The 24,863-nt window shown below is 46.9% G+C and carries 27 protein-coding genes; 13 read left to right on the top strand and 14 right to left on the bottom strand.

The features are described 5' to 3' along the window. The first annotated feature begins 44 nt into the window (after window positions 1–44). On the top strand, window positions 45–704 hold the full coding sequence (locus tag ICN27_RS08880) for a DedA family protein (protein ID WP_216269770.1): 660 nt from the start codon (window positions 45–47) through the stop codon (window positions 702–704). A 19-nt stretch (window positions 705–723) separates the two neighbouring features. Here ICN27_RS08880 and ICN27_RS08875 read toward each other — a convergent pair whose 3' ends face one another. Together ICN27_RS08875 and murJ are read right to left on the bottom strand one after the other, a co-directional pair. After that, complete coding sequence (locus ICN27_RS08875; protein WP_215308365.1) at window positions 724–1,566, bottom strand: SirB1 family protein; 843 nt, start codon at window positions 1,564–1,566, stop codon at window positions 724–726. Window positions 1,567–1,571: 5 nt separating this feature from the next. After that, window positions 1,572–3,125 (bottom strand): murein biosynthesis integral membrane protein MurJ, encoded by a 1,554-nt coding sequence (gene murJ / locus ICN27_RS08870; protein WP_216269769.1) that lies wholly within the window; start codon window positions 3,123–3,125, stop codon window positions 1,572–1,574. A 153-nt stretch (window positions 3,126–3,278) separates the two neighbouring features. On the opposite strand from murJ, the gene rpsT reads away from it, so the two are divergent. Continuing rightward, a complete protein-coding gene (gene rpsT / locus ICN27_RS08865; RefSeq protein ID WP_046330744.1) occupies window positions 3,279–3,545 on the top strand; it encodes a 30S ribosomal protein S20 in 267 nt (88 codons plus the stop codon). A gap of 75 nt (window positions 3,546–3,620) precedes the next feature. On the opposite strand, the gene ICN27_RS08860 is transcribed toward rpsT, so the two are convergent. Continuing rightward, on the bottom strand, window positions 3,621–3,935 hold the full coding sequence (locus ICN27_RS08860; protein ID WP_215308363.1) for a DUF3579 domain-containing protein: 315 nt from the start codon (window positions 3,933–3,935) through the stop codon (window positions 3,621–3,623). A 152-nt stretch (window positions 3,936–4,087) separates the two neighbouring features. On the opposite strand from ICN27_RS08860, the gene argF reads away from it, so the two are divergent. The 4 genes from argF (at window position 4,088) to ICN27_RS08840 (ending at window position 7,488) form a co-directional block, all read left to right on the top strand. After that, window positions 4,088–5,035, top strand: a complete 948-nt coding sequence (gene argF, locus ICN27_RS08855; protein ID WP_216269768.1) for an ornithine carbamoyltransferase — start codon at window positions 4,088–4,090, stop codon at window positions 5,033–5,035. A 58-nt stretch (window positions 5,036–5,093) separates the two neighbouring features. Continuing rightward, window positions 5,094–6,323, top strand: a complete 1,230-nt coding sequence (locus tag ICN27_RS08850; RefSeq protein ID WP_216269767.1) for an argininosuccinate synthase — start codon at window positions 5,094–5,096, stop codon at window positions 6,321–6,323. A 45-nt stretch (window positions 6,324–6,368) separates the two neighbouring features. Next, window positions 6,369–6,674, top strand: a complete 306-nt coding sequence (locus ICN27_RS08845; protein ID WP_215308360.1) for a pyrimidine/purine nucleoside phosphorylase — start codon at window positions 6,369–6,371, stop codon at window positions 6,672–6,674. Between the two features lie 73 nt (window positions 6,675–6,747). After that, on the top strand, window positions 6,748–7,488 hold the full coding sequence (locus ICN27_RS08840) for a hypothetical protein (RefSeq protein ID WP_216269766.1): 741 nt from the start codon (window positions 6,748–6,750) through the stop codon (window positions 7,486–7,488). A 4-nt stretch (window positions 7,489–7,492) separates the two neighbouring features. On the opposite strand, the gene ICN27_RS08835 is transcribed toward ICN27_RS08840, so the two are convergent. Continuing rightward, window positions 7,493–7,933, bottom strand: a complete 441-nt coding sequence (locus ICN27_RS08835; RefSeq protein ID WP_216269765.1) for a DUF192 domain-containing protein — start codon at window positions 7,931–7,933, stop codon at window positions 7,493–7,495. Window positions 7,934–8,069: 136 nt separating this feature from the next. Then, window positions 8,070–8,273 (bottom strand): cold-shock protein, encoded by a 204-nt coding sequence (locus tag ICN27_RS08830; protein ID WP_011903586.1) that lies wholly within the window; start codon window positions 8,271–8,273, stop codon window positions 8,070–8,072. A gap of 276 nt (window positions 8,274–8,549) precedes the next feature. Here ICN27_RS08830 and clpS point away from each other — a divergent pair, with 276 nt between their 5' ends. Together clpS and clpA are read left to right on the top strand one after the other, a co-directional pair. Next, on the top strand, window positions 8,550–8,906 hold the full coding sequence (clpS, locus tag ICN27_RS08825) for an ATP-dependent Clp protease adapter ClpS (RefSeq protein ID WP_046331280.1): 357 nt from the start codon (window positions 8,550–8,552) through the stop codon (window positions 8,904–8,906). Beyond that, complete coding sequence (clpA, locus tag ICN27_RS08820; protein ID WP_215308358.1) at window positions 8,903–11,209, top strand: ATP-dependent Clp protease ATP-binding subunit ClpA; 2,307 nt, start codon at window positions 8,903–8,905, stop codon at window positions 11,207–11,209. Before clpS ends, clpA begins: the two co-directional genes overlap by 4 nt. A gap of 58 nt (window positions 11,210–11,267) precedes the next feature. Here clpA and dut read toward each other — a convergent pair whose 3' ends face one another. The 5 genes from dut to ICN27_RS08795 are packed head-to-tail and all read right to left on the bottom strand — an operon-like array spanning window position 11,268 to window position 17,287. Then, entirely contained in the window at window positions 11,268–11,717 is a 450-nt protein-coding gene (gene dut / locus ICN27_RS08815) for a dUTP diphosphatase (RefSeq protein ID WP_216269764.1), read from the bottom strand. 19 nt (window positions 11,718–11,736) lie between these two features. Beyond that, the gene (gene coaBC / locus ICN27_RS08810; protein WP_216269763.1) at window positions 11,737–12,948 is read right to left on the bottom strand and encodes a bifunctional phosphopantothenoylcysteine decarboxylase/phosphopantothenate--cysteine ligase CoaBC; all 1,212 of its coding nucleotides are present in this window, start codon (window positions 12,946–12,948) and stop codon (window positions 11,737–11,739) included. A 9-nt stretch (window positions 12,949–12,957) separates the two neighbouring features. After that, on the bottom strand, window positions 12,958–13,452 hold the full coding sequence (gene lspA / locus ICN27_RS08805) for a signal peptidase II (RefSeq protein WP_046330735.1): 495 nt from the start codon (window positions 13,450–13,452) through the stop codon (window positions 12,958–12,960). 30 nt (window positions 13,453–13,482) lie between these two features. After that, window positions 13,483–16,362: an isoleucine--tRNA ligase gene (ileS, locus tag ICN27_RS08800; RefSeq protein WP_370624507.1), complete on the bottom strand. Its 2,880-nt coding sequence runs from the start codon at window positions 16,360–16,362 to the stop codon at window positions 13,483–13,485. Next, window positions 16,337–17,287, bottom strand: a complete 951-nt coding sequence (locus ICN27_RS08795; RefSeq protein WP_216269761.1) for a bifunctional riboflavin kinase/FAD synthetase — start codon at window positions 17,285–17,287, stop codon at window positions 16,337–16,339. The genes ileS and ICN27_RS08795 overlap by 26 nt, the downstream gene beginning before the upstream one ends. Before the next feature lie 51 nt (window positions 17,288–17,338). On the opposite strand from ICN27_RS08795, the gene purN reads away from it, so the two are divergent. Genes purN through ICN27_RS08780 form a run of 3 tightly spaced genes read left to right on the top strand, consistent with a single transcriptional unit; the run spans window position 17,339 to window position 20,776 of the window. After that, complete coding sequence (gene purN, locus ICN27_RS08790; protein ID WP_216269760.1) at window positions 17,339–17,968, top strand: phosphoribosylglycinamide formyltransferase; 630 nt, start codon at window positions 17,339–17,341, stop codon at window positions 17,966–17,968. After that, on the top strand, window positions 17,965–19,542 hold the full coding sequence (locus ICN27_RS08785; protein ID WP_216269759.1) for an RsmB/NOP family class I SAM-dependent RNA methyltransferase: 1,578 nt from the start codon (window positions 17,965–17,967) through the stop codon (window positions 19,540–19,542). The genes purN and ICN27_RS08785 overlap by 4 nt, the downstream gene beginning before the upstream one ends. Window positions 19,543–19,582: 40 nt before the next feature. Next, window positions 19,583–20,776, top strand: coding sequence for a fatty acid desaturase (locus ICN27_RS08780; protein WP_215308351.1), 1,194 nt, complete (start codon window positions 19,583–19,585; stop codon window positions 20,774–20,776). Window positions 20,777–20,852: 76 nt separating this feature from the next. Here the strand turns inward: ICN27_RS08780 and rpmG are convergent, their stop codons facing one another. The 3 genes from rpmG to radC form a co-directional block, all read right to left on the bottom strand. Then, window positions 20,853–21,020, bottom strand: a complete 168-nt coding sequence (gene rpmG, locus ICN27_RS08775) for a 50S ribosomal protein L33 (RefSeq protein WP_015421876.1) — start codon at window positions 21,018–21,020, stop codon at window positions 20,853–20,855. 11 nt (window positions 21,021–21,031) lie between these two features. Continuing rightward, window positions 21,032–21,265, bottom strand: coding sequence for a 50S ribosomal protein L28 (gene rpmB / locus ICN27_RS08770; protein ID WP_011903570.1), 234 nt, complete (start codon window positions 21,263–21,265; stop codon window positions 21,032–21,034). Between the two features lie 144 nt (window positions 21,266–21,409). Next, window positions 21,410–22,105: a DNA repair protein RadC gene (radC, locus tag ICN27_RS08765; protein ID WP_370624501.1), complete on the bottom strand. Its 696-nt coding sequence runs from the start codon at window positions 22,103–22,105 to the stop codon at window positions 21,410–21,412. Between the two features lie 30 nt (window positions 22,106–22,135). On the opposite strand from radC, the gene ICN27_RS08760 reads away from it, so the two are divergent. Continuing rightward, window positions 22,136–22,582 carry a peptidylprolyl isomerase gene (locus ICN27_RS08760; RefSeq protein WP_215308349.1) on the top strand — a complete coding sequence of 149 codons (447 nt, stop codon included), beginning with the start codon at window positions 22,136–22,138 and terminating at the stop codon, window positions 22,580–22,582. A gap of 3 nt (window positions 22,583–22,585) precedes the next feature. After that, on the top strand, window positions 22,586–23,551 hold the full coding sequence (ispH, locus tag ICN27_RS08755; RefSeq protein ID WP_216269758.1) for a 4-hydroxy-3-methylbut-2-enyl diphosphate reductase: 966 nt from the start codon (window positions 22,586–22,588) through the stop codon (window positions 23,549–23,551). Window positions 23,552–23,636: 85 nt separating this feature from the next. Here the strand turns inward: ispH and ICN27_RS08750 are convergent, their stop codons facing one another. Then, the gene (locus ICN27_RS08750; RefSeq protein WP_216269757.1) at window positions 23,637–24,830 is read right to left on the bottom strand and encodes an acetylornithine transaminase; all 1,194 of its coding nucleotides are present in this window, start codon (window positions 24,828–24,830) and stop codon (window positions 23,637–23,639) included. Between the last annotated feature and the right edge of the window lie 33 nt (window positions 24,831–24,863).

Below are 24,863 nucleotides of genomic sequence, written 5' to 3'. Positions count from 1 at the left end.
CCCACTCTGTATTGCTAGCCTGTTAATATCCTTGCAACGAATACATGGAGCACGATTTGATCGATACCTTATTGCAGTTAGGCGACTTACTATTGCACATTGATCGTCATTTAGACGTAGTGATTCAGCAATACGGTTATTGGGCTTATGGCTTACTCTTTGCGATCGTATTTGCCGAGACTGGTCTAGTGGTGGCTCCCTTTTTGCCCGGGGATTCATTATTGTTTATTGCTGGAGCCTATTGCGCTACCGAGCACTTTAATCTGTGGACACTCTGTATTGGATTGTTGATTGCTGCAATTGCTGGTAATACAGTGAACTACTTTATTGGTCGGTGGATTGGCGAACGAATTTTTAGCAGCGAATCACGTTGGATCGATCAAGCAGCTTTGCGCAAAACCCATTCTTTTTATGAGAAGCATGGCGGCAAGACAATTATTGTGGCGCGCTTTTTGCCGATCATTCGTACCTTTGCACCATTTGTTGCTGGAGTTTCAGTAATGAACTTTTCTCGCTTCCAGTTTTTCAATGTGACTGGCGCGCTCTTGTGGGTCTTTGGTTTGGTTATTGCTGGATACTTCTTCGGCAATATCCCGATCATTCGCCAAAACCTCAACGTGATCGTATTGATTGGCATAGGTGCAGCAGCGATTCCGATTGTGTTGGCTGCTATCTATAAATTATTTCAACGTAAAAAGAATTAAGAACGCTCAATAGAGCCGCTTAATGCAGTTTAGTTTGACTCTCTAGCGTCGCGATGTGCTCACGAATATCTGCCGCATCTTCTGCGCCAGGCATTTCGCTTAAGTAGTGATGCAGATCAGCTATCGCAGGTCGTACATACTCTAGTTGTGCAAAGATCAAGCCGCGATCACGAACCTCTTCCGCTGAATCTGACAGCAAAATTACTAGACGTTCTTGGATGCCCAGTAAGCGCTCCCAACGCTCATCTTCCGAATAAATCATTTTGAGATTTCTCATAAAGCGCGAAAGAATTTCTCGAGAGCTAGAGGCTCGCAAGAAAATATTGAGTGGCAGACTGAGCTCACCACGATAGCCTTTAGCATCGAGATAGGGATCGAGCATTTCTTGTAACTGATTTTTGGAGAGGGATTCGCCATTCAATGGATCCATGATGATTTCGCCTTGTTGCAACGAAATGCGCATCATGAAATGATTTGGAAAAGATACTCCGCGAATATTTAAACCAATTTGCTGACCAAGCTCCATCATTAAGATCGCCAATGAGATTGGAATACCGCGACGATTCTCAATGATTTGGTGGAGGTAAGAATTCTCGGGGGCGTAGAAGTCATTCTGGTTTGGGCCAAAGCCTAACTCGTTATAAAAGAAATGTTTGAGCAACTGCAGGCGCTGAATCGGTGGCGTGTCAGGAGTAATACGCTGCTTGATTTTGTTGCCCCACTGATCAATCTGATCAAGTACGCCCTGAACATCGAGATCTGGGTAGGCGTGTTGTGCAACTGCCACCGCTGCCTCAGTTAAGGGAAAGTGCTCGTCTTCGGCTACGAGGGATGTGAAATAGTCGAGTTGTTGTGTAGGCATAAAGGCTATTTTGCATGACGTAGGAATTTTTGCCAGCGGATTCCGACAAGCCATAGGGCTGCGAAATACACCACAGCAGCAGCGGCTAGCCAGGCAGCCAGTAAGCCAACTCGAATCCAGGGGCTCGATTGCATTGCAATCCAATCATGTGCAGTCGCGGCGTAATACAAGAGGAATGCAAAAGGAATTAAGGCAAGTAATAGCTGCCCCAAATACTTTAACCACGCAAAGCCAGGTAGGGCGCCCCGTCGATGCAGGCCTACCCAAAGTAATGCGGCATTTAAGCAGGCGCCAGCGCCAACCGATAGCGCAAGGCCGGCATGACCCAACCAGGGAACAAAAACTAAATTGGCTAATTGGGTTGCCACCAACACCAGCAAGCCAATCTTTACTGGTGTGCGGATATCTTGGCGGGAATAAAAGCCGGGAGCCAAGATCTTCACCAGAATGAGGCCAATGAGCCCAACACCATAAGCTGCCAGAGCGCGCTGCGTCATCAAGACGTCTAATGCGTTGAACTTACCATAGTGATACAAAACTGCTGCTAGCGGTTCTCCAAAAATAAAGAGGGCAATCGCGCAAGGCGCAGCGAGCAAAAAGGTGAGTTGCAATCCCCAAATTAAGAGTTCGCCTGCATGTACCAAATCATTTTTTGCGTTTGCTTTGCTCAGGCTTGGGAGTAAGACTGTTCCCAGCGCTACTCCCAAAAGCGCTGTTGGAAATTCCATGAGGCGATCAGCATAGGAGAGCCAAGATACGCTACCTGTTTGTAAACGAGAGGCAATATTGGTATTAATAATGAGAGAAATTTGGGCGACTGAAACTGCAAACACGGCAGGCCCCATTAATTTCATGACGCGACGGGCATCTGGATTTTGAACTGCTGCTTTAATTGCTCCGGGTAGAAAACCTACTCTAGGCAGCAAGCCCAAATGAGCGAGGGCCGGAACTTGAATGGCCAACTGCAAGACACCACCTAAGAGCACACCGATACTCAGAGCATAAATCGGCTGGTCCAGGTGGGGCGCCAAAAAGATGGCGCTGCTAATGAGGGCTAAATTGAGCAAAACTGGTGTAAATGCTGGAATGGCAAAGCGGCCAAAGGTATTGAGAATCCCTGCAGAGAGAGAAACCATCGAAATCAGACCGATATAGGGAAACATGATGCGTGTCATGACTACGCTTGCCTCATAGGCTGGACTGCCCTCAAAGCCTGTAGCAATAGCCAGAATCAGCAGGGGGGCGCCAATCACACCTAGGAGTACCGTAAGCAGCAAAGCCCAAAATAAGAGCGTAGCGACTGCATTGACGAGGATTTGGGACTGTTTTACGTCTCCTTGACTTGAGATTTCTCCCAAAATAGGTACAAATGCCTGAGAAAAGGCCCCCTCAGCAAAGAGTCTACGGAGCAAATTGGGTAGTCTGAAGGCTACATTAAAGGCGTCAGTCCACTCTGAAGCCCCAAAACTACGGGCAATTAGGGTCTCCCGGAGTAGTCCGGTAATCCTAGAGAGCATGGTGAGGGAGCTGACCTTTGCGGCAGCTGAAAGCAGATTCATGGGCTAATTTTCCCCTATTTATCAAGCGGCTGGGCTTTTTTAGTCCTTTAATGTAAAATCTTGGGTTTTGGTGAGTCAGCTTACAAATTTGGCGAACCCACACAGAATTTTAGTTAACCGTATTTTGTATTTTTTATATAGCAAGGTTTAAAGATGGCCAATACCGCACAAGCGCGTAAACGCGCACGGCAGGCAGTAAAACAGAATGAACACAACTCTAGCTTGCGTTCAAAGCTTCGCACTTCCATCAAGGCAGTTCGCAAAGCAATTGAAACTGGCGACAAGGACGCTGCTGCTAAAGTATTTGCAGCAACTCAGTCCACAATCGACAAGATTGCTGATAAAAAGATCGCTCACAAAAATACGGCATCACGTCAGAAGTCACGTTTGTCTGCAGCTATTAAGGCGATGGCAGCGTAAGACTTTTATAGATTTAGGCAGACTTTAGAGTAATCTGGGTCTTAGCCCGCTCCTTATCAGAGCGGGTTTTTGTTTTTAGGGCTGGGATTGTGGATTCGGTTCGAATTCGCAGGCTTCTTCGATTGGCAGGCAATTGTCTTTGGCAAAGTTGATGACAAAGTCGAGCGCTCTCGGATCGAGGTCTCTTAGCCTGGTATCAATTACAACGCATGTTACTTTTGCAATAACCACTGGTCTGGCATAAGGTGAGTAAGAGAAGCGGGGGTCGCCAGCATCGCCTGGTGGGCGAAAAGTGGCCATCACTCCGCAAAGTCGTTCGGCCCAGTCACTGGGCCGAAAAGGTTTGCCAGAGGTTGTAATGCCTTGAATGAAAAGCTTTTTGTGGTTCAAGTTGGCGTAGAAATCGTAGTAAGGAATCGGTGTTACTTAGACCTTAGCTTAACAGTCTGCGAAGGTCTTAAGATGACTTTAGGAACTATTTTCGTGCAGTTCGATGCCCCAAACAAAAAATGCAAGCTAAAACTCTAGTAGAAAGCTCAACAATGACATCTTTGGCAAAGCCCCAAGTGCCTGGCCAGGTTAAGCATTACTTGCAGTTTGCTGACCTGACGCGCGCAGAATACGATTACCTCCTCAAGCGCTCTGCTTGGCTTAAGACGAAGTTCAAAAGTTACGAGACTTGGCATCCCTTACATGATCGCACTCTAGCAATGATCTTTGAGAAGCATTCGACTCGTACCCGCCTTTCTTTTGAGGCGGGCATACACCAGCTTGGTGGCCATGCCGTATACCTCAATACCCGAGATACCCAGTTGGGTCGTGGTGAGCCTGTAGAGGACGCTGCGCAGGTGATTTCTAGGATGACGGACATCATCATGATTCGTACCTTTGGCCAAGAGATTATTGAGCGCTTCGCAGCAAATTCTCGTGTGCCCGTAATCAACGGCCTGACCAATGAGTACCATCCTTGCCAAGTATTGGCTGATATCTTTACTTTTGTAGAGGCCCGCGGTCCGATTCAGGGGAAAATAGTTGCTTGGGTAGGCGATGCCAACAACATGGCCTATACCTGGATTCAGGCGGCGGAATGTTTGGATTTTCAAATTCGCTTCTCCGCTCCTAGTGGTTATCAGTTAGATAGTTCCAGATTGACCGAGAAGGCTTTAAAGCATCTGACGATTTGCGCTGATCCAAAGGAAGCTTGTAAAGGTGCCGATTTGGTCACCACTGATGTATGGACTAGCATGGGCTACGAGGATGAAAATACTTCTCGTATGACTGCTTTTAAAGACTGGATGGTCGATGAAGAGTTAATGGCATTGGCAAAACCAGATGCCTTGTTCATGCATTGCTTGCCAGCGCATCGTGGTGAAGAGGTTTCTGCAGAAGTGATTGATGGTCCTCAAAGCATCGTTTGGGAAGAGGCTGAAAATCGTTTGCATGTTCAAAAAGCCTTGATGGAGTATTTACTCTGCGGCCGTTTGGACTAAGTGTTTAAGTAATTTATCTTGGTTCTTTATTGATTCATTTTTTGATTGAATAGAAATTATGTCTGATATTAAAAAAGTAGTTTTAGCGTATTCCGGCGGTCTTGATACCAGTGTGATTCTCAAATGGCTTCAAGATACCTATCAATGTGAGATCGTTACTTTCACAGCTGACTTAGGTCAGGGTGAAGAGTTGGAGCCGGCACGCGCCAAAGCGCTGCAGTTTGGCATCAAGCCAGAAAATATTTTTATCGACGACTTGCGTGAAGAGTTTGTACGTGACTTTGTGTTTCCCATGTTCCGCGCCAATACGATTTACGAAGGCGAGTACCTTTTGGGTACCTCCATCGCGCGTCCATTGATTGCTAAGCGTCAAATTGAAATTGCTAGCGCGACTGGTGCGGACTCTGTATCGCATGGCGCTACTGGTAAAGGTAATGACCAAGTACGTTTTGAGTTGGGCTATTACGCACTCGAGCCTGGAATTAAGGTAATTGCACCATGGCGCGAGTGGGATTTACTCTCCCGAGAAAAATTGATGGCCTATGCAGAAAAGCATGGCATCCCAGTAGAAATGAAGCATAAGCAAGGTGGCTCACCGTATTCCATGGATGCCAATTTATTGCACATCAGCTACGAAGGTCGTCATCTTGAGAACCCGAATGCTGAAGCGGAAGAATCCATGTGGCGTTGGACGGTCTCTCCAGAGAAGGCTCCAGACGCCCCAGAAATTATTGAAATTGAATTCCGTGCTGGTGATGCAGTGGCGATTAATGGTAAAGCTTATAAACCACATGAGTTGCTTGCTGAACTCAATCGTATTGGTGGCATGCATGGCATTGGTCGTCTTGACTTAGTTGAGAACCGCTTTGTAGGCATGAAGAGCCGTGGCTGCTATGAAACCCCTGGCGGCACTATCTTGTTGAAAGCGCACCGCGGTATTGAGAGTATTACTTTGGACCGTGAAGTCGCTCACCTCAAAGATGATCTCATGCCCCGTTACGCAAGCCTCATTTACAACGGCCTGTGGTGGGCACCAGAGCGCCTAGCTCTGCAAACCTTGATCGATCACACGCAACAAATGGTTAACGGGGTTGTGCGACTGAAGCTCTACAAGGGATCCGTCTCTGTCATATCACGCGATTCAGCGAATACTTTGTTTGATCAGACAATCGCCACCTTTGATGATGATGGTGGTGCGTACAACCAAGCCGATGCGGGTGGATTTATTAAGCTCAATGCTTTGCGTATGCGAATTGCTGAAACTGCAAGACGTAAGCGTGCTAAATAATCAAGATAAACAACAAACTAGTAATTCAGATTAGAAAGAATAAAGATGCAATTTGATCAAGTTTCTGTAGGCAAAAAAGCCAATGTATTTTTCGATGGTAAGTGCGTATCTCATACTGTGACTTTGCCAAATGGCGTTCGTAAATCAGTTGGCGTGGTATTGCCAAGCACTTTACGTTTTGACCTCAGCACAAAGGAAGTTATGGAAGTAGTTGATGGTAATGCGTTTGTCAGTATTAACGGCGCCCCAGAGGTCGAGTTCAAAGCGGGTCAAAGCTGGGAAGTGGAAAAAGGTGGTTATTTCATCATTCGTGCCGAGTCTCCAGTTCATTATGTTTGTCATTTCGAATAAAGCCACATTGGTTAAAAGTAGAAAAACCACCCACGGGTGGTTTTTTCATTTGGATCGGTGTAAAAAAGAGAATATGAAACTAGCTCAAATCGTCCTTTTCACGGGGATTGCATTGTCTAATTTGGTGAGCGCACAAGTTTTTGACGTTCCGTACAAGGATGATCCGCCTACAAGAACGCTGCTGGTGCCGGCACCAAATGCAAAGGCGGTAGTCCTATTATTTCCTGGTGGCGGTGGCATGTTGCGCCTTCAGAATGATGGATCCAGTACCAACTTCCACACTTTCGTGCGCTCAAAGAATTTATGGATTCAATACGGAATAGACGCCGTATTAGTTGATACCCCCTATGACTTGGGCGGGGGAATGAGAAACTCCAGATCTATTCGCGATCACCAGCAAAGAATTTTGAATGTTGTGCAATATTACAAAGAGAGGCTTAATTTGCCTATTTGGATTTTTGGGCACAGCATGGGAACCGTGAGTGTTACTGAGTTTGCAAATGGTGGAAAAGATCAGGCTGGGCTAATTTCTGGAGTGATTATTGCTGGTACTTATCGATCGGCTTCTATTGACTCAGATGTGGCTATGCCGGTACAAGCTATTCATCATGTAGACGACGGCTGTGCAAACACGCCTTTTTCTGCCTCAGAAGGAATTATTAAAAATAGGTCTGGCAAATCTCGATCCCAGTTTGTTGCGATGGAGGGTGGTGTGAGCGAGGGCGATGTCTGTGGCTCAAAGGCCTATCACGGGTTTAATGAGAAAGAGTCTGAGTTTATTAAGACTGCCGCCCAATTTATTCTCAAGAACTAGTGCCTCACCTCCTGGGTAAGCCTTGAATGACTGTGCCAGGCACGATCACTCTCTCAGAGAACCACTGCTTATTCATCTCAAGTGCATAACGTACTGCTGCCTTAGGGCAATGGTTGTTGGTAGTCTCAGCTTGCATCTCTTCGATATTCACAATCTTGCCATCATCAGCAATAAAGGCAATCGATAGAGGAATCTTTGTGTTGTTCATCCAGAAGCAATGTCCTGCTTTTTGCTCAAAGATAAAAAGCATGCCAGAGTTCGTGGGCATACTAGTACGATTCATGAGCCCGACCTCGCGTGCTTTGGGTGTATCAGCTAACTCTGCCTGAATACGATAGATCCCAGTTTTGAGTTCAACTGTAGGTAGGCCGACATTCTGTTGTGCAAACAATGGTGCTGAAAAGACCCCAGCTGTCGCCGTAAGAGAAAAAATGAATTGTTTCATATGGGGTAAATGCATGGTGTTCTGAGTGTACTTGGTGGGTGAGGGTCATTCTAAGGCAGGGCTGGCAAGACAAGAAAATGCAGGCGAAAAAAAACCCAGGAACAAGTCCTGGGTTTTAGTAATGATCTAAAGCAGATTAAGCTGCTTGGATATTAGTAGCTTGTTTGCCCTTAGGACCTTGGGTAATATCAAACGTTACCTTTTGGTTTTCCTTGAGTGTTTTAAACCCAGGCATTGTGATTGCGCTGAAATGCGCAAACAACTCTTCTTCACCATCATCAGGTTTGATAAAGCCAAAACCTTTTGCATCATTGAACCACTTAACAATTCCGGTCGCCATGCGAACTCCATTACATAAACTTAAAACAACCGTGATGAGGGTGAATACTTTTTAATCAGTCTCGCTCTACAACACGCCTAAATAGGACTTCAAATGAAGCCTACCCCCTGATTGTTTGCCCTTTATGGTGGGGTGTCAAGGGGGTGGGTAAATATAGTTACTATTTAACCCCCCTTTTTTTATCGAAAAATGCCCCAATATAGTGTTTAAGGCACTTTCTGGATGGTTTTTATGCAACAAAGCCACCAAATCCTAATTTTCACATCTGTGTTTAGAATGTTTCATATGAGTCGTACAACGAAAAATCCAACGGTTGGCAATCCAAACAACCCCCACATTGAAGACACTATTCTTCTCGAAAAGCAGGCCGAGAAACTAAAGTCGCCTTCGATGTATAAAGTTTTACTATTAAATGACGATTACACCCCAATGGAATTTGTGGTGATGGTCATTCAGGAGTATTTTAATAAGGATCATGAGACAGCTACACGGATCATGTTGCAGGTTCATTTGGTTGGGAAAGGCATTTGCGGTTTATTTACACGTGATGTTGCAGCAACAAAAGTGCATCAAGTTATCGAGCTCTCCCGCGAAGCGGGTCACCCACTACAGTGCACTATGGAGGAAGCATGATTGCCCAGGAATTAGAAGTAAGTTTGCACATGGCGTTTGTTGATGCGCGAGCTTCAAGACATGAATTTATTACGGTAGAGCATTTGCTTGCCGCGTTACTAGACAACGCGACTGCAGTGGAGGTTTTAAAAGCCTGCGCTGTCAATATTGCTGAGCTTCGTGCCCAGCTCAAAAATTTTATTAACGACAACACGCCCGTAGTTCCGGGTAATGATGAAGTCGATACCCAGCCAACTCTGGGTTTTCAGCGCGTGATCCAACGCGCCATCATGCATGTGCAATCCACCTCCAATGGGAAGAAGGAAGTTACGGGGGCGAATGTTCTAGTGGCTATCTTTGGTGAAAAAGATTCTCATGCGGTGTATTTCTTGCAGCAGCAAGGGGTCACTCGTTTGGATGTGGTGAACTTTATTAGCCACGGCGTACGTAAAGATCAAGTTGAGAGCGTTAAGCCTGCTGAGGCAAGCCAAGAGACCGAGGATGCATCGTCTGGCGGCAAGGAGAGTCCTTTAGAGCAATACACTCAGAACCTCAATGTGCTGGCTAAGCAGGGCAAGATTGATCCGCTGATTGGCCGCGATAGTGAAGTCGAGCGCGTGATTCAGGTGCTCTGCCGTCGTCGTAAAAACAATCCGCTATTGGTAGGCGAGGCAGGCGTAGGTAAGACTGCGATTGCTGAAGGCTTAGCTTGGAGAATTGTGAAGGGTGATGTCCCTGAGATCTTGGCTGATGCCACAGTCTATTCATTAGATATGGGCGCGCTTTTAGCAGGCACTAAGTACCGTGGAGATTTTGAGCAACGCTTGAAGAGTGTTCTGAAGTCTTTAAAAGACAGCGCCCATGGCGTTCTATTTATTGATGAGATTCACACCTTAATTGGTGCGGGTGCTGCATCTGGCGGTACATTGGATGCGAGCAATTTATTAAAGCCTGCGCTCTCGAATGGCCAGCTCAAGTGTATCGGTGCAACTACCTTTACTGAGTACCGAGGCATTTTCGAAAAAGATGCGGCTCTGTCGCGTCGCTTCCAGAAAGTGGATGTGGTTGAGCCAACTGTCGATCAGACCGTGCAAATTTTGCGTGGTTTGAAGTCACGCTTCGAAGAACACCACGGTGTTAAGTACGCCTCTGCTGCATTGGTAGCCGCAGCTGAATTGTCTTCACGTTATATCAATGATCGTCATTTACCAGATAAAGCAATTGATGTGATTGATGAGGCTGGTGCTGCACAGCGCATTCTGCCCAAGTCTAAGCAAAAGAAAACCATTGGTCGCCCGGAGATTGAAGAGATCGTCGCAAAAATCGCTCGTATACCGCCACAATCTGTAACGGTGGATGATCGTAGCAAGCTACAAACATTAGATCGGGATATTAAGAGCGTGGTGTTTGGTCAAGATCCTGCCATTGAGGCCCTAGCGAGCGCAATCAAAATGACTCGTGCCGGTCTTGGCAAAATCGATAGACCGATTGGATCATTCCTATTCTCCGGCCCAACTGGGGTTGGTAAAACGGAAGTTGCCAAACAGCTCGCTTACATCTTGGGCATCGAGCTCCTGCGCTTTGATATGTCGGAGTACATGGAGCGTCATGCGGTTAGTCGTTTAATTGGCGCGCCTCCAGGATATGTAGGCTTTGATCAAGGTGGCTTGCTAACTGAGGCCGTAAACAAGAAGCCGCATTGCGTCCTCTTGCTTGATGAGGTTGAAAAAGCACATCCAGATATTTTCAATATTCTCTTGCAGGTCATGGATCATGGCACTCTCACGGACAACAATGGTCGTAAGACGGATTTCCGTAATGTCATCATCATCATGACAACCAATGCTGGTGCTGAAGCAATGCAGAAGTCCACCATCGGCTTTACTAATGCGCGTGAGTCCGGTGATGAGATGGCGGATATTAAAAAGTTCTTCACGCCAGAATTCCGTAATCGTTTGGATGCGATTGTTTCCTTCAAGGCGCTCGATGAGACCATCATTATGCGTGTGGTGGATAAATTCCTGATGCAGCTAGAGGAACAACTCCATGAGAAGAAGGTGGATGCTACATTTAGCCCAGCATTGCGTGCGCATTTAGCTAAACATGGCTTTGATCCGCTCATGGGTGCAAGACCAATGCAGCGAATCATTCAAGACACGGTACGCAAAGCACTTGCCGATGAATTGCTATTCGGTAAATTGGCCCAGGGCGGTCATGTGGATGTCGATATTGATGCTGATGGCAAAGTTCAACTTCAGTTTGATGCCCCAGTTGTTCCGGGTAAACGGCCAAAAGCTGATGTAGCCCCAGTCGAGGAGATTTAAGGAAAATAAAAAACCACCTAAGGGTGGTTTTTTATTAGCTAACTCCAAAAAATCTAAATCAACTGCGACCTGTACTTCCAAACCCACCAGCCCCACGACTACTCTCAGTGAACTCCTCAACGACCTTGAGCTCTACCTGTTGAACTGGCATCACTACCAGTTGCGCTAAGCGCTCCATGGGCTCTAATTTGAATGCGGTAGAGCCACGATTCCAAGTGCTCACCATCAGTTGACCTTGGTAATCCGAATCGATCAGTCCCACTAAATTACCGAGAACGATCCCATGCTTATGGCCAAGACCAGAGCGCGGCAAAATGAATGCGGCATAGCGTGGATCTTCTACATAAATCGCTAAACCCGTTGGGACAAGGACTGTTTGTCCAGCAGCAATTTCAATGACTTCATCAATGCAGGCGCGCAGATCTAATCCAGCGCTTCCAGGGGTTCCATATGCAGGCAATTGATCGCGCATGCGCTCATCGAGAATTTTGACTTGAAGTTGTTGCATAGAATTTCCTAAAACGAGATTAAATTTTCTTGGCGACTAACTGAATCAGCTGACGTGCAAGCTGAAGCTTTTCGGCCTTGGCCATTTTCTTGCTACTACCTTCATCAACGATGAGTAGTTGGTTAAGATCACTGCCAAAGGTATCTGGACCAATATTACCGACGATCATCGGAATGCCTTTGCGTTTGCGCTTTTCTTCTGCATGCTTTTGGAGTTCAGTAGACTCGGCTGCAAAGCCAACGCAGTATGGGCGCAACTTACCGCCTTTGGTTTTGACCGTTTTAGCTACATCAGCAAGAATATCTGGGTTGGTCACAAATTCTAAATTCGGGGCCTGCTTGGCTTGACGCTTCATTTTTTCTTTAGCTGGCTTAGCAATTCCCCAGTCAGCCACTGCAGCAACCGCAAAGAAGACATCACAGTCACTAGATTGCATTGTGGCCGTATGCATTTCTTTGGCGCTGACTACATTAGTGCGGGTAATTTTTCCAGTTGAGGCTAATGGTGTGGTGAGATCACATGGGCCTGCTATTAAGTGCACTTCTGCACCAGATTCAACAGCTGCGCGGGCAATTGCAAAACCCATCTTGCCTGAGCTACGGTTAGTGATGCCGCGCACCGGGTCAATCGCTTCAAAAGTGGGTCCAGCCGTAATCAGTATTCGCTTACCGAGGAGCGGTTTCTTTTGAAAAAAGGCTATGAGTTGCTCGGTAATTTCTGCAGGCTCAAGCATGCGCCCAAAGCCGACTTCACCACACGCCTGGAATCCGCTGGCTGGGCCTAGTAATGTGACTTTGTCAGCAATGAGCCGTTCTGCACTTCTATGTGTGGCCGCATGCTCCCACATTTGCTTGTTCATGGCAGGAGCCAAGAGAAGCGGACAATCTCTTGCCAGGCATAAGGTGCTGAGCAAATCATCAGCCAAGCCGAGCGAGAGCTTAGCCATCAGATCTGCACTTGCTGGCGCAATCAAAATTGCATCTGCAGCCCTAGAGAGTTCAATATGTGCCATGTTGTTGGCAATACTGCTATCCCATTGGCTTGTGAATATAGGATTGCCTGTGAGTGCCTGCATGGTGACGGGCGTAACAAATTGCTGAGCAGCTTCTGTCATTACCACTTGGACGCTGGCACCTTCTTGTATCAACTGACGTGCTAGCTCTGCAGACTTATAGGCCGCAATACCACCAGAAATGCCGAGAACGATTTTCTTATTTAAAAGTGATTGCATTACGCCAGCTTAAAGGGATTGGGGGTTTTTGCCAAATGACTTACGTAACTCGCCCCAAATGATGAGGGCTGCACCGATACAAATGGCGCTATCGGCAATATTGAAGGCTGGCCAATGCCAGTTAGCGTAATGTAGGTCAATGAAATCTACTACTGCGCCATACATGATGCGGTCTAAGACGTTCCCTAGTGCACCTCCCAGAATGAGGCTAAGAGCCCAGCAAAGCATCTTGTCACCCAAGCTCTTTCGTAGTAGCCAAAGAATGTAAGCGGATGCCGCTAAGCCCAGGACTGTAAAGAACCACCGTTGCCATCCAGAGCTTTGCGCTAAAAATGAAAACGCTGCACCTGGGTTAAACAGCAACAACCAGTTCATAAATGGCAAAACAGGTTCAGGAACGCCCAGCTGTAAATTACTCAAGGCAGACCATTTACTCAGTTGGTCTAGCAAGAGCGTAACAATTGCAATTGCTAGATAACGGAGAAAAGAGAGGTTTGTGCTCATGGTGTAGTGGCGATCTTTTTACTATATTGATTATGCAAAAAGGCGGGATTCACCGCTTCCGAAAAGATTGCTGATGCAGCGACCACATAACTCCGGATGTTCAGTGTTGAGGCCAATATCTTGAGTGTGATGCCAGCAACGACCACATTTCTTGTATTGACTACCGCGAACAAGCACCTCGAGGCCTGCATTGCTGAGTTCTAGATTGGCACTAGAGGTGATGGTCACAAAACGCAGATCGTCTTCGAGAGAATGCAGAATTGCAAAATCGATATCACCTACCTTAATGGTGAGTTCAGCTTGCAGAGATGAGCCTATATTACCGGCTTCACGCTCAATCTCAATGGCTTTAGTTACCTCAGAGCGGATTTCTCGAACACGATTCCATTTGGCAAGGAGTTCAGTAGTCTGGGTAATTTCTGGGAAAGCGCCGAACTCTTCCATGAAGATAGACTCTTTGGCTTTTTCATTCATATCATGTGGAAATGATAGCCAAGCCTCTTCAGCCGTAAACGAGAGAAAAGGAGCCAGCCATTTGAGTAGGTTACGGGTGATGTGGAAGAGGGCGTTTTGCGCTGCACGCCGCTCTTTCGAATCCGGCGCACTCGTATAGAGGCGATCTTTCAGAATATCTAAGTAGAAGCCACCTAAATCTTCTGAGCAGAAAGTCAACATGCGCGCTACAACAGGTTGGAACTCATAAGCCTTGTAGTGGGCTTGAACATCTTGCTGTAACTGATTGGCGAGTGCAACAGCGTAGCGATCAATTTCTAGCCATTCACTTGCAGGCATCGCATGCTTGCTTGGATCAAAGTCAGATAGGTTGGCTAATAAAAAGCGCAATGTATTACGAATACGGCGGTAACTTTCCACTACACGTTTCAGAATTTCATCGGAGATGGTCATCTCACCAGAGTAGTCAGTAGAAGCTACCCACAAACGAATAATCTCCGCACCTAACTTATCAGCAACTTGTTGCGGAGCAATCACGTTACCTACAGACTTACTCATCTTGCGGCCTTGGCCATCAACCGTGAAGCCGTGCGTAAGAAGTGCTTTGTAGGGTGGCTTGCCATCTAGCATGGCGCCAGTGAGTAAAGAGGAGTGGAACCAGCCGCGATGTTGATCTGAGCCCTCTAAATAAAGGTCGGCTAAACGACCCTCTGCATTTTCAGATTCTGGGCGATAGAGTTCCGCACGATGCGAGCCACGAATAACGTGCCAATGCGTAGTACCAGAATCAAACCATACATCCAAGGTGTCACGATTCTTTTCATATTGAACAGCTTCTTCACCAAGTAGTTCGGCTACTTCAAGTTTTTGCCAAGCTTCAATACCTTCTTTTTCAACACGCTTTGCAATTTCCTCAAGCAGCTCTACCGTACGAGGATGAGGCTCACCACTTTCCTTGTGAACAAAGAAAGCCATTGGTACGCCCCATTGGCGTTGACGAGATAGTGTCCAATCAGGACGGTTAGCAATCATGCTGTTCAGGCGTTGCTTACCCCATGCCGGGAAGAACTCAGTGCTTTCAATGCCGGCTAAGGCTAATTCACGCAGACTGGCTTTGCCATCAGATGGTTTTTTATCCATGCTCGCAAACCACTGCGAGGTCGCACGATAAATAATCGGCGACTTATGACGCCAGCAATGCATGTAAGAGTGGGTATAGGTCTTATCTCGCAAGAGGCTGCCTGCTTCACGCATGGCCTCCACAATCTTGGGATTGGCTTTCCAAATATATTCATTGGCAAAGAGAGGGAGCCAAGAGGCATAAACACCATTGCCCATGACAGGGTTCAAGATATCTTTATCAGCCAAGTGGTTTGCTTTGCAAGACTTAAAGTCTTCCTCGCCATAGGCTGGTGCAGAGTGCACTACGCCAGTACCAGTATCTAAGGTGACGTATTGGGCAGGGTAGATTGGCGAGAGGCGTTTGTATCCTTCATGCAATGAAGCTAGTGGATGCCAGAAAGAAATATTTGCCAGCTGACTACCTAAGCAAGTGGCAATTACTTTTCCTTCAAGTCCAAAATCTTCTAGGCAAGTTTCTACTCGGTCTTCTGCCAAGATGAGCAATTTATCGCTAGCGTCTACTAAGGCATAGCTGAGTTCGGGATGAACATTCAGTGCTTGATTGGAGGGGATAGTCCAAGGTGTTGTTGTCCAAATCACAATCATTCCAGGCTTGACTGGAATCTCAGCAAGGCCAAATGCTTTGGCGAGTTGTGGGCGTTGCGCATCATCAAAAGCAAATCCCACATCTACTGTTGGGTCAGTCTTGTCTTGGTATTCCACTTCAGCTTCAGCTAATGCGGAGCCGCAATCGAAACACCAGTTCACTGGTTTGAGGCCACGAAAAACATAGCCTTTGTCCCAGATCTTCCCGAGTGCACGAATTTCATCAGCCTCATTGCGGTAGTTCATGGTGAGATAAGGATTATTCCAGTCACCCAAAACGCCTAAACGCTCAAAGTCGACTTTTTGCTTGTCCACCTGCACTTTTGCATATGCGCGTGCTTTAGCTTGTACTTCAGCTGTCGGTAGATTCTTGCCAAACTGCTTTTCAATCTGAATCTCAATTGGCATACCATGGCAATCCCAGCCAGGAACGTATGCAGAGTCATAGCCCATTAACCAGCGGGACTTTACGATCATGTCCTTAAGAATCTTATTTACTGCATGACCAATATGAATGTCACCGTTTGCATAGGGAGGGCCATCATGCAAAATAAATTTTGGCTGATGAGAATGCGCTGCACGAATCTTCTCGTAGAGTTTATTTTTCTGCCACTTTGCAACCCATTGCGGTTCACGTTTTGGCAAATCTCCTCGCATCGGAAACGATGTTTCTAGAAGATTAACGGGATAAGAGTTTTCTTTTTCAGACATAAGATTTTTTCTTGAAATAATTTCTAGCATGCGCTGCATCAGATGCAATCGCTTTGGTAAGTGTATCGAGGTCAGAATACTTTGCCTCATCACGAATTTTTTCTAAGAGCTCCACGGTAATAATTTTTCCGTAGACATTTGCGTTGTAATCAAAGATGTGAGTCTCAAGTAATACACGACCTTCATCTTCAACCGTTGGTCTCACACCGAGACTGGCTACAGCAGGCAGTGGCTTATCTCCAAGCCCCAAGACTTGGGCAGTAAAGATGCCAGAGCAGGCGGGCTTGCGGTGATGCAGGTGATTGGCAACAGCGAGATTTAATGTTGGGAATCCTAAAGTACGACCCAGCTTTTGCCCATGAATGACGTGACCGGAGATGCCGTAAGGACGACCTAATAATGTATGAGCTTGATCCATATCTCCGTTAGCCAAGGCATTGCGTAACGCAGAGCTAGAAATTCTTTCGCCATCTTCTTGCACGGTGTGAATGCTAGAAACTTCAAAACCCAATTGTTCACCTGCTGCTCTGAGACTTGCAAAGTTGCCGGCACGTTTTGCGCCATAGCAAAAATCGTCCCCGATCAAAATCCATTTGGCATTGAGTTGCTTGACAATAATCTCAGAAACAAATTCTTCGGGAGTGAGGCGAGCAAATGCGGAATTAAAGTGCTCCACTACTACGCGATCGATACCAATGCCGGCAAAGGCAGCAAGCTTGTCCCGCAAATTCAAAATTCGTGGCGGCGCTTGTTCTGGAGAAAAGAATTCCTTGGGATGTGGTTCAAAGGTCATGACACAGCTAACTAAACCACGCTCTTGCGCGCCATCCTTCAGCTTCTTGAGGAGGGCGTGATGACCCCTGTGCACGCCATCGAAATTACCAATGGTTAAGGCACAAGCCGGTCCTGCAGAAAACTGGGTGGGGCCGCGGAATACGTTCACTAAATCGCTTTCAGGGTCGCTTTCGGGGTAACCATCAATTATATTGTGGGCATGCCATCTATCGTCACCTTAATCTCAGGCCGCGGATCTAATTTCGAGGCTATCGTCAAAACAGCTCAAAAAGAGCGGTGGTCGGTTACTTTTACCGGGGTAATTGCCAACCACTCTGCTGCCAAAGGCCTTGATTTTGCTCGCTCTCAGGGCATTCCGGCCTTTGCCATTGAACATCGCGAACACGCTACTCGCGAATCCTTTGATGCCGCTCTCATGGCAAAAATCGATGAATTAGGGGCTGATTTAGTGGTTCTAGCGGGTTTTATGAGAATTCTGACCCCGGGCTTTATTCGCCATTTCGAGGGTCGTCTGATTAATATTCACCCAGCTTTGCTGCCAGCTTTCCCAGGATTGCATACTCATGAACGGGCATTGGAGGCTGGGGTGGCTGAACATGGTGCCAGCGTGCATTTTGTTACCGAGGGCGTGGATGAGGGCCCTATTATCTGCCAAGCCTCAGTTCCTGTGCTTCCCGGCGATGATGCGGATAGCTTAGCAGCGCGAGTTTTGGCTGCGGAGCATCAGATTTACCCACGGGCCGTAAAATGGTTCCTAGATGGACGATTGCGAATAGAAGGTAATCAAGTTCAGGTTAAACCACCGGAGTCGCAATTAATAAAATTATGAGTAAAGAACGTTCATCTCGCGCAGCTAGCGCTGGCAGTAAATCTGGATCAAGATCTGGGTCACGCTTAGGTCCACAAAAAAGTTATGCCGCTAAATCTAAAGATCCATTACGTCGCCCAGAGCGTCGTAATGCGAGTGGCAACATCATTGCACCAGAAGGTCAAAAAAACTTTTCTAATGCCAAGGCTCTACCTCAGCATGCGATTCATTTGGAGCGCCTGCTTCCAGAGCTCCTCAATTTTGAGCAACCGGCCGATCGTGTAGTAAGTCGCTATTTCCGCTCAGAGCCTCAGCTGGGTAATCGTGATCGCGCCTTGATTGCTGAGAGTGCTTTTGCCATCCTGCGTCGGAAGAATGAGTTCTCACAATTTGCTTCAAGTGGCGAGGGTTCTCAGGCTAGACGCTTAGCCCTATTGGGTTTGCTGTCTGCTCTTTCTGAAGGCGGCCTGGGCTCTGCTAACCGTGCAGAGAGCGCTATTGCTGACTTAGCTCATGTGTTGAAAACAGGTGAATACGAATGGTTGCAGCGTTTTGCAACGGTTGATCCAGCGGCACTCAATTCCTTGGTTCGTAATAATTTGCCTGAATGGCTTTGGGATGCATTTGGAAAGTACCCCGGCGAAGAATCACGTGAAGCATTAGCTAAATCACTCATGCATCCAGCCCTTTTGGATTTACGTGCGAACACCATGAAAACGACTCGCGAGCAATTGCTGGCCGAGATGAATGCTTTAGGTGGTCGATATCAAGCTATTCCAACTCCGTACGCACCAGATGGTATTCGCATTATGGGTAAGCCTGCTTTGCAAAATACCGTTAGCTTTAAGGCGGGAATGTTTGAGGTTCAAGATGAAGGTAGTCAGCTATTGGCTTACTTACTGGCACCTAAGCGTGGCGAGATGGTGGTGGACTTTTGCGCCGGCGCCGGCGGCAAGACTTTGGCTATTGGGGCAATCATGCGCTCCACAGGCCGTCTGTATGCTCTCGATACATCCGAACGTCGCTTAGCTAATTTAAAGCCTAGACAAGCCCGTAGTGGCCTGTCTAATGTGCATCCTGTCTGGATTGATAGTGAGAATGATTCCAAGATCAAGCGCTTGGCTGGAAAGATTGATCGCGTCTTAGTGGATGCTCCTTGCAGTGGCATGGGTACATTGCGACGCAACCCAGATCTCAAATGGCGCCAGACCCCAGAAGGCGTCTTGGAGCTGAATCAAAAGCAGATGAATATTTTGGCCTCTGCAAGCCGTTTACTTAAACCCGGTGGCCGCTTGGTTTATGCCACCTGCAGCCTGTTGCCACAAGAAAACCAGCAAATTGCAGAGGATTTCTTGGTAAAGCATCCTAATTTTGAAGTGGTTCCTGCAGCTGAAGTTCTTAAAGCATTATTTCCAAAGGATAAAATGCCTTTGGGTTGCAGTCCTGACAACCCGTGGTGGCAGTTATGGCCACATATTCATGGAACTGATGGCTTCTTTGGGGCTGTTTTTCAGAAGAAAGTAGCTATTTCAGCGCTAACTGTCGATAAAGATGACGAAAAGTCGGTAAAAGTCAAAAGCAAGAAAGCTGATTAAGAACTAAAATAAGGGTTTAGATCTCTTTGGGGATACCCTTTTGAACACAGTTTCTGGCTTTGATTTATTCCTTAATTGGCTTTCCAATGGCTATTTAAATTGGGCTTGGTGGCAAATCCTTGTGTTTACTTTGATTGCCACCCACATCACCATTGCTGCAGTGACTATTTTTCTGCATCGCTGCCAAGCGCACCGCGCTTTGGAGCTGCATCCGATTGCATCCCATTTTTTCCGTTTTTGGCTTTGGCTAACAACTGGCATGGTAACCAAAGAGTGGGCAGCGATTCATCGCAAGCATCATGCCAAATGTGAGACTGTGGATGATCCACATAGTCCGCAAATTTTGGGTATCAATACTGTGCTTTCTCGTGGCGCTGAGTTATACAAAAAAGAGTCACACAATCAAGAGACCTTAGACAAGTTTGGCCACGGTACTCCAGATGATTGGCTTGAACACAACCTCTATGCAAAGTATTCATGGCAAGGTGTGGCCTTGATGTTGATTATCGACGTACTCTTGTTCGGTGCCATTGGCTTGACTGTGTGGGCGGTGCAGATGTTGTGGATTCCCATTACTGCCGCTGGAATCATTAACGGTATTGGCCACTTCTGGGGTTACCGTAATTACGATTGCGAAGATGCCTCAAGAAACATTTTGCCTTGGGGTATTTTGATTGGCGGAGAAGAGTTGCATAACAACCACCATACCTTCGCCACAAGCGCTAAGCTCTCGAGTAAATGGTATGAGTTTGATATTGGTTGGATGTACATTCAAATCATGAGTGCCGTTGGCCTGGCCAAGGTGAAAAAGACTTCTCCAAAGCCGGTGCTGAGCAATTTACGTCCTGCAGATCAGAGCACACTCGAAGCCGTCATTGCCAACCGTTATGAAATCATGGCCCGCTATAGCAAGACCTTGAGTAATTTCTTTAGTAATGAAGTCCAGCATATGCAGGTATTGGCCGCTCACTTAAAAGACGCGCGCACTTGGTTGGGTAAGGATGAATCTCGTTTAACTACCGAAGAAAAAATGAAGCTTGAAGAGTTGATGGCAACCAATATTCAGCTACGAAAGATGGTTGAGATGCGCCGTGACTTGCAAGCGATTTGGAGTCGCTCTAATGCCACAGGTGATCAACTGTTAGCTCAATTGCATGTTTGGTGTCAGCGCGCTGAGGAGAGTGGTTTATCGAGTCTGCGCGACTTCTCTTTGAGATTGCGTCGCTACGCCTAGTGGAAAATTAAAGGCAATAAAAAACCCGCTGTAGTAGCGGGTTTTTTATTGCCGAAATAAATATCAAATCGATTAATTACTTCAGCTTGGTTTCTTTGTAAGCAACGTGCTTACGAATGGTTGGATCGAATTTCATGATCTCCATTTTCTCAGGCTTTGTACGCTTATTTTTTGATGTTGTATAGAAGTGACCAGTACCAGCTGATGACTCTAATTTAATTTTTTCTCTGCCGCCTTTAGCCATTTGTGCGCTCCTTAAATTTCGCCACGTGCACGCAGATCAGACAGCACAGCATCAATGCCGTTTTTGTCGATAACGCGCAAACCAGCATTGGTTAAGCGCAAGCTAATCCAACGGTTTTCAGATTCAACCCAGAAACGACGGTTTTGCAAATTCGGCAAAAAGCGACGCTTCGTTTTATTGTTTGCATGGGATACATTGTTGCCAACCATCGGCTTCTTCCCAGTGACTTGGCAAACTTTTGCCATGACATAACTCCATTAATTGCGAAAAAAGAAGATTGTATCAGTCTCCAGCTACTTTGATCTACCCCTTATTGGCTTTAGTTTTGAGGGTGAGGAAAAATAGTTGCTAATACTGGGCACAATATACCATTAAGTTAGTGATCACTTCTATTTATCATCATTTTTCATAAGACCCTCATCAGAAAATGAGAAAAAACCGCCATCGCTCACAATGCAGTGATCAAGCAGGGGGATATCTATCAACTGCAAGGCTTTTGCCAGTGTCTTGGTTAATTCTTGATCAGCAATGCTCGGTCGTGGGTTTCCACTGGGGTGGTTATGTGCCACGATCAGGGCGCTAGCATTCCTGGCAAGGGCCTCCTTGAGGATTTCTCGCGGGTAGACGGCAGTGTGGCTTAGAGAGCCTCTAAAGAGCTCCTGGCATTCAATCAGGCGTAAGCGGGAGTCAAGGTATAGGCACAGGAAGACTTCGTGTGGCAGGCGCCCAAACCTAGCCTGCAAGAACTCGCGGACATAGCTTGGAGACGTAAGGACGGGTTCCTGGGAGAGGGTTTCCTCAAGGCTACGCTTGACAAGCTCATGGGCCGCTTGGATTTGTGACCACTTAGAAATGCCCATGCCATGAATCTGGGTTAATTCTTCAGGGGTGCAGGACATTAGACGCGGCAAATTGCCGAAATGGTGGAGAAGGTCCTCAGCTAGGGCTACGGCAGTTTTACCTTTGATGCCAACACGCAGAAAGATCGCAAGTAACTCGGCATCGCTCAGGGCTGCCGCACCAAGAGCACGCAGTTTTTCGCGAGGTTGCTCTATTTTTGGCCATTCCGTAATCGGCAAGTGCACGCTCCGGTCGGGCCTAGATACAATTACCTTATGACTAAGCTTACGGTTTTGCCCAATTCCTTTCTGACCCTCAACTATCGGCTGACTTTGCCGAGCGGGGATGACTACATCAATACTTTTATCGATCGCCCTGCGACGGTGTTGATGGGTTCTGGACAATTTGCGCCTTGTTTTGAAAAGGTATTAATCGGACTGGCTGTGGGTGATAAGAAGAGCGCCCTATTGCCGCCAGAAGAAAGTTTTGGTGAGCGCAAAGAAGAATTAATTCAGTGGGTTTCTCTGAATGCACTTAAAGAGGGTCGGGATGAAGATGTGGAATTTAATCCTGGTGATGTCATTGAATTTAATGCGCCAGGTGGCGCTCAATACGCGGGTGTATTGCAATCGATTAATGAAGAGGGTGCTTGGTTTGATTTCAATCACCCGCTTGCTGGAAGACCTGTTACCTTCGAAGCTCAAATTGTTGCGATTTTGTAGCCTATGAATAAGCAAACCATTACACCAACAGCCGCAGAAAGCGCTGCTGAAATTTTGATGGCGCAGCCCCGTGGCTTTTGTGCGGGTGTTGATCGTGCAATCAATATTGTGAATGAAGCGCTGACACGCTTTGGTGCACCAATTTATGTGCGTCATGAAATTGTTCACAATGCTTATGTCGTGAACGAGCTGCGTGAAAAGGGCGCTGTGTTTGTGGAAGAGTTGCATGAAGTTCCTAAAGGCGGCATTGTGGTGTTTAGTGCCCACGGCGTCTCTCAAGAAGTTCGGCAAGATGCTGAGGCGCGTGGCTTGCAGGTATATGACGCAACTTGCCCTTTGGTTACAAAGGTACATGTTGAGGTCATCAAGATGTGCAAGGATGGATTTACAGTGTTGATGATTGGCCATGCGGGGCACCCGGAGGTCGAGGGGACGATGGGGCAGGTTAAGGAAGGTGTTCATCTGATTGAGAAAGTAGCAGATATTGCTAAGTTGCCTTTTACTGAGAATGAAAAAATTGCCTTTGTCACGCAAACGACACTCTCCGTCGATGAGACCAAAGAAATTGTTGATGCCTTAATTCAAAAATTCCCGAATATTGTGCAACCCCGCAAGCAAGATATTTGTTATGCCACTCAAAATCGCCAAGATGCTGTGAAATTTATGGCTCCTCAGGTTGAGGTAGTTATTGTGGTCGGAAGTAAGGCAAGCTCCAACTCGAATCGCTTGCGTGAATTAGCTGAAAAACTGGGTGTACCGGCCTACATGGTCGATGCGCCAGAGCAGCTGCAGGCCGAATGGTTTGTAGGTAAGAGGCGCGTAGGCCTCACCGCAGGCGCATCAGCCCCCGAAAGCCTAGCCCTCTCGATTGTGGCAAAGATTCAAGAATTTGGGCCGCGCAGTATTCGTAACCTGGAAGGCGTGGTGGAGGATGTCACGTTCTCGCTGCCAAAAAATTTAGTTGGCTAGCAAGTGGCGCCATTGTTAGAGTGATTGCTGCAATAAAAGATAAAGGGGCTTAGAGCCCCTTTATTACATTCAATCAAAGTATTGTTTAGCGTACTTGCTTGAGTAACTCCCTTAAAATATTGCACATCTGACGGATTTCATCATCAGTAACATTGAGTGCTGGCATAAAGCGTAGCAAATTAGGTCTCGGTGAATTAATTAATAAGCCCTCTGGAGTTCTATCGCGAGCTAGTTCAACCAGCTTCCCGCCGATATCACTACTCAACATCAGGGCGCGCAACAACCCCTCACCGCGCTCGCCATCCAGATTAAATTCTGCGGAGATGGCAAGGAGTTCTTTGCTTAGCAGTTCACCCTTGGCACGCACAGACTCTAGAAAGCCTGGTGCCAATAATTGCTCGATCACACTGATCCCTACTGCGACCATCAATGGATTGCCGTTATAGGTGCCGCCCTGATCGCCAGGCACAAAACAAGCAACCGCATCGGTTGCCATCAGTGCGGCTAATGGCACGCCACCACCAATGCCCTTGCCCAAGGTCATGATGTCTGGTTCGATACCGTAGTGCTGATAAGCAAAGAGGGTGCCAGTTCGGCCACAGCCGGCTTGGACTTCGTCGACGATTAACAGAATATTATTTTCTTTAGTGAATTTACGCAGGCCTTGCATAAATTCTTTGGTAGTGGGAATGACGCCACCTTCACCTTGTACTGGCTCAAGCATGACTGCAACTGTTTTATCGGTTACCAGTTTTTTGACAGAATCTAAGTCATTTAAATCGGCTTTAAGAAAGCCGGGAACTTGTGGGGCAAACATAGTGTCCCAGCCTGGTTTGCCAGATGCGCTCATCGTTGCTAAGGTACGACCATGAAAGCTGTGGTCAAAAGTAATGATTTCAAAGGCGCCTGATTTATTCAGTTGCCCCCATTTGCGCGCCAACTTGATGGCGCCTTCATTAGCCTCAGCTCCACTATTGGCGAAAAATACTTTGTTAAAGCAACTGTTTTCAGTCAGAAGATTCGATAAGCGAATCATTGGCTCGTTATAAAAAGCAGGACTCGGATTAATGAGCTTCTTTGCTTGTGTGTTGAGCGCTTCAATCATGCCAGGGTTGCTATGGCCGAGACAGTTCACTGCCCAGCCTTGCAAGAAATCTAAATAACGCTTGCCGTTGTTATCAGTCAGCCATGAGCCTTTACCCTCAACCATAGTCAACTCTGGTCGCGGGGTAATAAACATCACTGAGTGGGCATCTACGGATTGGGCTGGCTTATTCATATCGTATGCAAAGTGAAATCAAATGAGGTTTCT

The sequence above is a fragment of the Polynucleobacter sp. Nonnen-W13 genome (assembly GCF_018881735.1).
Taxonomy (GTDB): domain Bacteria; phylum Pseudomonadota; class Gammaproteobacteria; order Burkholderiales; family Burkholderiaceae; genus Polynucleobacter.
This window is presented reverse-complemented; position numbering and strand designations above follow the sequence as displayed.